This is a genomic window from Holdemanella biformis DSM 3989 (assembly GCF_000156655.1).
Taxonomy (GTDB): domain Bacteria; phylum Bacillota_I; class Bacilli_A; order Erysipelotrichales; family Erysipelotrichaceae; genus Holdemanella; species Holdemanella biformis.
In genome coordinates, this window is record NZ_DS996851.1 from 4,419 (window position 1) to 5,183 (window position 765).

Annotated in this window: 2 protein-coding genes; both read left to right on the top strand. The window is 30.8% G+C overall.

Annotation, left to right across the window (positions count from 1 at the left end; translation table 11 throughout):
• On the top strand, positions 1 to 269 hold a 269-nt coding region (locus EUBIFOR_RS11350), incomplete at its 5' end, for a DUF2500 domain-containing protein (RefSeq protein WP_003866215.1).
• Positions 270 to 407: 138 nt separating this feature from the next.
• Positions 408 to 765, top strand: a 358-nt coding sequence (gene tnpA, locus EUBIFOR_RS11355) for an IS200/IS605 family transposase (protein WP_040466555.1), incomplete at its 3' end; no start/stop codon positions are given.

Consider the following 765-nt stretch of genomic DNA (forward strand, 5'->3'; position numbering starts at 1 on the left):
TACGATATACAAGAAATAAATATAGAAAAGAATCGATATCTGCAAAATTAATTGAAAAAAAAGAAGGTGAGTATTTTGCTGTTCCTGGAAAAGTTCCAAGTCCAGAAGCTTTTTTTGAATTGATTTTTATGACTGAAGAGGGAATGAAAACTTTTGAAGTTAGTGTATTTGAATATAATGTTGTAGACGTTGGTATGGAAGGTACTCTAGTTTTTCAGGGATATCAATTGTTATCTTTCGGTGATTGGATAAAGGAATTTAGTTTATAATGCAATCTAAGAACACTCGTGGCTTTAGTCATGAGATGAATAAGATGTGCAGATGTTATATAAATAATTTAATAATAAATGATGAATATAGTGTTTTAAATATATACATATGTTATAATATAGATAATGAAAAAACATATGGAAGTTGTTAAAGGAAGAGGCTATGTCTATTCAATACAGTATCATATCGTATGGTGTGTAAAGTATCGTCGTAATGTCTTGAATGGACATGTTTCAACAAGATTAAAAGAGTTGCTGGTTCAGATTTCAAAGGATAATGATTTTCAAATTCTGGAAATGAATATGGATGAGGATCATATCCATATGTTGATCAATTGTAAGCCGCAGCATTACATTCCAAATATTATAAAAGCTATGAAGGGTGTATCGGCCAGACTCTTAATGAAAGAGTTTGGGGATGATCTAAGATCCAAGTTATGGGGTGGACATCTATGGAATCCTTCTTATTTTGTAGCTACAGTTTCTGAAAATACAG